At 70.3% G+C, this 6144-nt stretch carries 5 protein-coding genes and 1 pseudogene; 2 read left to right on the forward strand and 4 right to left on the reverse strand.

Going from position 1 to position 6144, the window contains the following annotated elements:
- Window positions 1-196: pseudogene (locus FNH05_RS29430) on the reverse strand (zinc-binding alcohol dehydrogenase family protein); the annotation flags it as partial.
- 204 nt (window positions 197-400) lie between these two features.
- Between FNH05_RS29430 and FNH05_RS29435 the strand changes: the two are divergent.
- Window positions 401-1252 carry an SAM-dependent methyltransferase gene (locus tag FNH05_RS29435; protein WP_144592112.1) on the forward strand — a complete coding sequence of 284 codons (852 nt, stop codon included), beginning with the start codon at window positions 401-403 and terminating at the stop codon, window positions 1250-1252.
- A gap of 18 nt (window positions 1253-1270) precedes the next feature.
- Here FNH05_RS29435 and FNH05_RS29440 read toward each other — a convergent pair whose 3' ends face one another.
- On the reverse strand, window positions 1271-2062 hold the full coding sequence (locus FNH05_RS29440) for an alpha/beta fold hydrolase (RefSeq protein WP_144592113.1): 792 nt from the start codon (window positions 2060-2062) through the stop codon (window positions 1271-1273).
- A gap of 75 nt (window positions 2063-2137) precedes the next feature.
- On the opposite strand from FNH05_RS29440, the gene FNH05_RS29445 reads away from it, so the two are divergent.
- Entirely contained in the window at window positions 2138-3448 is a 1311-nt protein-coding gene (locus FNH05_RS29445) for an aminotransferase-like domain-containing protein (RefSeq protein WP_144592114.1), read from the forward strand.
- Window positions 3449-3540: 92 nt separating this feature from the next.
- On the opposite strand, the gene FNH05_RS29450 is transcribed toward FNH05_RS29445, so the two are convergent.
- The gene (locus FNH05_RS29450; RefSeq protein WP_144592115.1) at window positions 3541-5448 is read right to left on the reverse strand and encodes an acyl-CoA dehydrogenase family protein; all 1908 of its coding nucleotides are present in this window, start codon (window positions 5446-5448) and stop codon (window positions 3541-3543) included.
- 42 nt (window positions 5449-5490) lie between these two features.
- Window positions 5491-5877, reverse strand: coding sequence for a hypothetical protein (locus tag FNH05_RS29455; protein ID WP_144592116.1), 387 nt, complete (start codon window positions 5875-5877; stop codon window positions 5491-5493).
- Window positions 5878-6144: the final 267 nt, after the last annotated feature.

Consider the following 6144-nt stretch of genomic DNA (forward strand, 5'->3'; position numbering starts at 1 on the left):
CTTCCAGGCCTGGCACGAAAGGCCAAGAGGAGACATAGCCGGCGTCGCCGCGCCGGGCCATGACGTCGATGAAGTTGATGCCCGCGCGGGCGACATCAATGGCGATCTCGCGCGGACCGGGCTTCGGCTCGTCGAGATCGACCAGGGTCGTCGTGCTCGCGTCGGGCGCGGGCGCGGTCATCGTCAATGCCTGCATTCGGATTCTCTTTCCCAAGACGGGGTCGCGGCGAACATGATCGTACTGACTTCGCGCGAGGTCATCCGGCAGTTGAAAGGCCTGGTCGGAGGCCCATATCGGGCAGATCGAACAGCCGGGACGAAATATGACGCCAACCTGTCGTGACGCGCGGCACATGTTGCTAATCTTGCTCGGTCGCTGGTGTCGTACAGGGGGGTGCGTGTGAAAGACCGGGGTGAGGCGGCATCGGTTCCCGAGGGCGTGGACCTGGACCACCCCAACGCCGCGCGGGTCTACGACTACTTCCTTGGCGGCACCGCGAACTGGGCGATCGACCGGGTGCTGGGCGATCAGTTGTCCGCGATGGTGCCGATCATCCGGACCGGCGCCAGGGTGAACCGCGAGTTCCTCGGCCGGGCGGTGCGCTACTGCCTGCGCCAGGGCATCACCCAGTTCCTCGACCTCGGCTCCGGGGTGCCGACGGTGGGGAACGTGCACGAGGTCGCCGACGCCGTCGATCCGGACAGCCGCTGCGTCTACGTGGACCGGGAGCCGGTGGCGGTGGCGCATGCCCGCGTGCTGATCGAGGACGACGGCGATCCGGAGCGGCATGTCGTGCTGCACGAGGACCTGCGCAACGTCAACGAGGTCTGGAAGCGCGCCGTGGCCACCGGCGTGCTGGACCCGTCGCGGCCGGTCGGCCTGCTGATGGTCTCGGTACTGCACTTCCTCGAACCGCAGGAGAAGGTGCCCGAGGTGGTGGCGCAGTACCGCAGCTTCCTGCCCAGCGGCTCGCACCTGATCGTTTCGCACGCCACCTTCGACGCGGTGCCCGAGCAGGAACGGCAGCAGTTCCAGCAGGCGGTCGAGTTGTATCACCATTCGGGCAACCCCGCCTTTCCCCGGTCCCGCGAGGTCATCGCGGACTACTTCGGCGATTTCCCACTGGTGGAGCCGGGTTTGGTGTGGCTGCCCGAATGGCACGTCGAGGACGGTCCGGCGAAGACGTCGGCGCTACTGGCGGGCAGGCCCGCGGCCTGCTGCTTCCTCGGCGGTATCGGCGTCAAGCCGTGACCTCGGGAAGGGTGCGAGTCAGGCGAGGAACTCGGCGAGTGCCCGGTTGAATTCGGCGGGACGTTCCAGGTTGGGCATGTGTGCCGCGCCTTCGACGACGACGAGCCGCGAGCCGGGCATCAGGCCGTGGATCAGTTCGGCGTCGCTGATCGGGGTGAACTCGTCCTCGCTGCCCACCACGATCAGCGCCGGTACTCCGCATTCGCGGAGCGTTTCGACGTAGTCGGGCCGCTCCGCGCGCCCCCGCAGTGCGGCGGCGGCGCCTTCGGGAGGGGTGGCGCGCATCATCCCGAGCACGTGCTCGTCGACGTTCGCATCGCCGGGCGCGACCATTTTCCTCAGCACTTCCTCGGCGTAGGGGCCCATTCCCTCTCGGAGCAATCGCTCTGCCGTCTCGGTGCGAAACCGGCGTGCCTCGGGGCCATCGGCCACGGGTGAGGTGTCGGCGAGGACGACCCCGCGGATCCGGTGCGGGAACCGGCGCAGGCACTCCATCACGATCTGGCCGCCCATGGACAGGCCGCCGAGGAAGAACCGCTCGGCTCCGAGGTGGTCCAGCAGGGCCGCCAGGTCGAGGGCAAACGTTTCCAGCAGCGTCTTTCCCTTGGTTACCGTGGTCTTCCCGTAACCGCGCAGGTCCGGTGCGAGCACCCGGTGGGTGGTGCTGAAGTACTCGAGTTGCGGCCGCCACATGGTGTGGTCGAAGGGGTGGCCGTGGACGAGGACGAGCGGGTCGCCGCTGCCCCTGTCCTCGTAGTTGACGGTGATTCCATCGGAGGAGCCGGGGGAGCCGAGGGAGACGGTAGGCATGGACCTGAAGTTATCTTCGGGATAACCTAAGTGCAATAAAAACATTGTGCTCGGTGCAATTTGAAGGGTTGGTCCATGGAGGACTACCAGGCGCTGGCCGATGCCGTGGCCGCCGAGATCGCGGCGGGAAGGTTGCGGCCCGGCGACCGCCTACCGCCCCAGCGGCGGTTCGCGCGGCAACGCGGGATCGCGAACTCGACCGCCACCCGCGTTTACGGCGAGCTGATCCGCCGCGGCCTCGCGGTCGGCGAAACCGGTCGCGGCACCTTCGTCCGTGCCGCCGAGCCGCGTCCGGAACCGGCGCTCGCCGAACCGGCCACGGCCACCGTCGACCTGGAACTCAACTTCCCCGTGCTGCCCGAGAAATCCGCGCTGGTGGCGGCCTCGCTGGCCCCGCTGCTGCGCCCCGACGCGCTGACCGCCGCGCTGCGCCCCACCGGGGTCGCGGGCTCGGCCGCCGCGCGGGAGGTGGCGGCCGGGCATCTCGGCCGCGGCGGCTGGCGGCCCGAGCCGGAGCACCTGCTGTTCACCGGGAACGGCCGCCAGGCCATCGCGGCGGCGGTCGCCGCGCTCGTGCCCCGGGGCGAGCGACTGGGCGTGGAGGAGATCACCTACCCGGTCGTCAAGGGCATCGCCGCGCGGCTCGGTGTCACGCTCGTACCGCTGGCGATGGACGCCGAGGGCATCCTGCCCTCGGCACTGCGGGAGGCGTCGCCGTTGCGCGCGGTGTACCTGCAACCCACGTTGCACAACCCACTCGGCGTGACGATGACCGCCTCCCGGCGCGCGGAGATCCTGGAACTCGTTGCGGCGCAAGGACTTTACCTGATCGACGACGGGATCAACGGCTTCCTCGCCGAGGAGTGCGCGCCGCTGGCCTCGGAACGCACACTCGTGCTCGACAGCCTTTCCAAGCGGCTCGGCCCCGGGCTCCCGCTCGGTTTCGTGTCGGCGCCGCCCGCGCTTTACGAGCCGGTCGCCGGGGCCATCCGCTCGGGCGGCTGGGCTCCGGCGCATTTCGCGCTGGAGGCCACCACCCGGTTGATGGCCGACGGCGTGGTCCGCGAGATCGAGCAGGCGAAGCGCGTGGACGCGCGGGCCCGCCAGGAGATCGCCGCCGCGCGCCTGCCCGTGCGGGCCGATCCCCGCGCCTACCACTGCTGGTGGCCGCTGCCGGAGCCGTGGCGGGCGGAGACCTTCGTCGCCGCCGCGGCGCGGCGCGGTATCGCGGTCACCCCGGGTGCCGCCTTCACCGTCGGCGCCGGGCGCGCCCCTAACGCCGTGCGGCTGGCCCTCGCCTCGCCGCCCAAGGACGTCCTCGCCCAGGCCCTCGACGTGCTCGCCGCACTCGCCCGCACCACCCCGGAAGAGTCCGGAGTGGACTGACGGCCCGGGCGTTGGCCGTGAAGGGCCCCTTCACGGTCGATTCGACCGTGAAGGGGCCCTTCACGGCTCGCCCGGACTTCCGGGGCGGCTGGTCAGGTCACGATCCGCCGCGCCACACTGGTTTCGGTGGAGGCACCGGTCCGCCAGTCCGCGATCCACGGGCCCGTGCCCTCACTCGGGTCGAACACCCCTTCTTCGAGCCAGGTGTGGTGCCCGGCGAGCACGCTCTGCGCGAGCGCGAAGTCGGCGTCGTCGGTGTTGTCCCACAACGCCTCGAACAGCGCCTCGATACGGAGCCGGGACTGGCGGCAGAACACGTCGGCCAACTGGCGGGCGCTGCCGGTGTCCTCCCGCTCGGCGCGCACGCAACTGGCCGACATCGCCCACAACTCGGCCCCGATGTCCACGATCCGCCCCAGGAAACCCTGGCGCTTCTCCAGCCCGGCCTGCCACCGCGCCATCCCGTAGAACGTCGACCGGGCCAGTTTGCGGGCGGTCCGCTCGACGTAGCGCAGGTGCGGCGCGAGGACTCCGAACTCACGGAACGAGGTCGGCACCTGCCCCTTCCCCGCGGCCAGCTGCGGCAGCCACTTCGCGTAGAACCCGCTCGCCTTCGCCGCGGCCCTCGCCTTCGACGGCAGGTCCGCCTCCGCATCGGCCAGCGCCCCGGCCACGGACAGGTGCGCGTCGACCGCCTCCCTGGCGATGAGCAGGTGCATGATCTCGGTGGAGCCTTCGAAGATCCGGTTGATGCGCAGGTCCCGCACCAGTTGCTCGACTCCGACGGCGCGTTCCCCCCGGGCGGCCAGTGACTCCGCTGTCTCATACCCGCGGCCGCCGCGGATCTGCATCAGCTCGTCGGCGACCTTGCCCGCCATCTCGCTCGCCCACAGTTTCGCCAGTGCGGCCTCGATGCGGATGTCGTTGCAGCCTTCGTCACTCATGTGCCCGGACAGTTCCTGCACGCTCTCCATGGCGAAGGTGGTCGCGGCGATGAACGAAATCTTGTTCGCCACCGCGGCGTGCTGGGCGATCGGCTTGCCCCACTGCACCCGCTCGGCCGACCACTCGCGCGCGATCTTCAGGCTCCACTTGCCCGCACCGGCGCACATCGACGGGATCGACAGGCGCCCCGTGTTCAGGGTGGCCAGCGCGATCTTGAGTCCCTTGCCCTCGCCGCCGACCACGTTCTCCTTGGGCACCCGCACCCGGTGGAACCGGGTGACCCCGTTCTCGATGCCCCGCAGCCCCATGAACCGGTTCCGCCGCTCGACGGTGATCCCCGGGCTGTCCATCTCCACGATGAACGCGGTCACCCCACCGCGATGCCCCTCCGACTTCGGCACCCTGGCCATCACGACCACCAGTTCGGCGACCACGCCGTTGGTGGTCCACAGCTTCACACCGTCGAGTTCGTAGGCTTCGCCGTCCTCGGTCGGCACGGCCGAGGTGGCCAGGCGCGCCGGGTCGGAGCCCACATCCGGTTCGGTGAGCAGGAACGCGGTGACCGCGCCCTTCGCGCACCGGGGCAGGAACCTGGCCTTCTGCTCGGGTGTACCGGCCAGCTTCAGCGGTTCCGGCACGCCGATCGACTGGTGGGCCGACAACAGCACACCCAGCGTCGGATGGACCGAGCCGACCAGCATCAGCGCGCGGTTGTACGCGACCTGGGTGAGCCCCAGTCCGCCGTACTCCTCGGGGATCTTGATGCCGAAGCAGCCGAGTCCGGCGAGCCCCTTCACGTATTCGTCGGGGATCCGCGCGTCACGCTCGATGACCGCGCCGTCCAGCGTGGCGCAGTACTCCCGCAGCGCGGCGAGGAACTTTTCCGTCTTCGCGGCGGCCTCCGGCGTGGGACGGGGGTACGGATGGATCAGGTCCAGCCGGAACCGGCCCAGGTAGAGCTCCTTCGCGAACGACGGCTTGTGCCAGTCCGTTTCCCTGGACGCCTCGGCCAGAGCACGGGCCTCCTTCTCCGTCACCTTGGTTGGAACAGCCACCAGGCACCTCCTCCACTCGCCGTCAAGGCTTTGTGACGAGTGTTACCCATCGGTAGCGAAGGCAAAAGTCCCCGGCAGACGGAAGCGGCAATTTGCGCTCATACCGCGGGTTCGGCTGCCAGAGGCCGGGTGCCCTTCCGTGGGAAGAGGAACGCCGGCGCGACCAGTGTGGGTGTAGAGGCCCAGTAGGCAATCCTCGATCAGGAAGCGGACCGGGCGGCCGCCGGGCAACACCGCCCATCCGGGCACGAACCGCGGCCGGCCCCCGGTGAAATCGACGCCGGCGACCGCCGCCGTGACCGTCCGCCACTCGCCCGTGTACCGCCGGAACCGCCGCCTGCGGTACCCCACGATCATCCAGGGCACCGGCACCAGCGCGTACAGGAACAGCGCGGCCCCGAGCTCACCGGACTCCGGGGGCTCGATCACCGTCCCCGCACCCGGTATCTCCGCCGCTCCCGCCAGAGGGGGTCGATGTCCCGTGGCGGCACCGGCACACCAGCCCGGCTCCGCCGGACGGCGGGCCAGGGACAACCCGACCCCTCGATGCGAACCGCCGCCACGGCGGCGTCGCCGCCAGCCAGACCCGGCCGGTCCGGGTGATCACCCGGCGCACCCCCGCGGGGGCGCCGCGCAGCGCCTCTCGAGAGCGGGGAGCGAGGTCGCGGGTGTCATGATGATCGGGAACCCTATGGC

Origin of the sequence: Amycolatopsis rhizosphaerae (assembly GCF_007713715.1) — a bacterium.
GTDB classification, from domain to species: domain Bacteria; phylum Actinomycetota; class Actinomycetes; order Mycobacteriales; family Pseudonocardiaceae; genus Amycolatopsis_E; species Amycolatopsis_E rhizosphaerae.

Bases quoted from the DNA above. Each gene is read 5' to 3' on its own strand.
- FNH05_RS29445 (WP_144592114.1), top strand. From the start codon at position 2,138: ATGGAGGACTACCAGGCGCTGGCCGATGCCGTGGCCGCCGAGATCGCG.
- FNH05_RS29440 (WP_144592113.1), bottom strand. From the start codon at position 2,062: ATGCCTACCGTCTCCCTCGGCTCCCCCGGCTCCTCCGATGGAATCACC.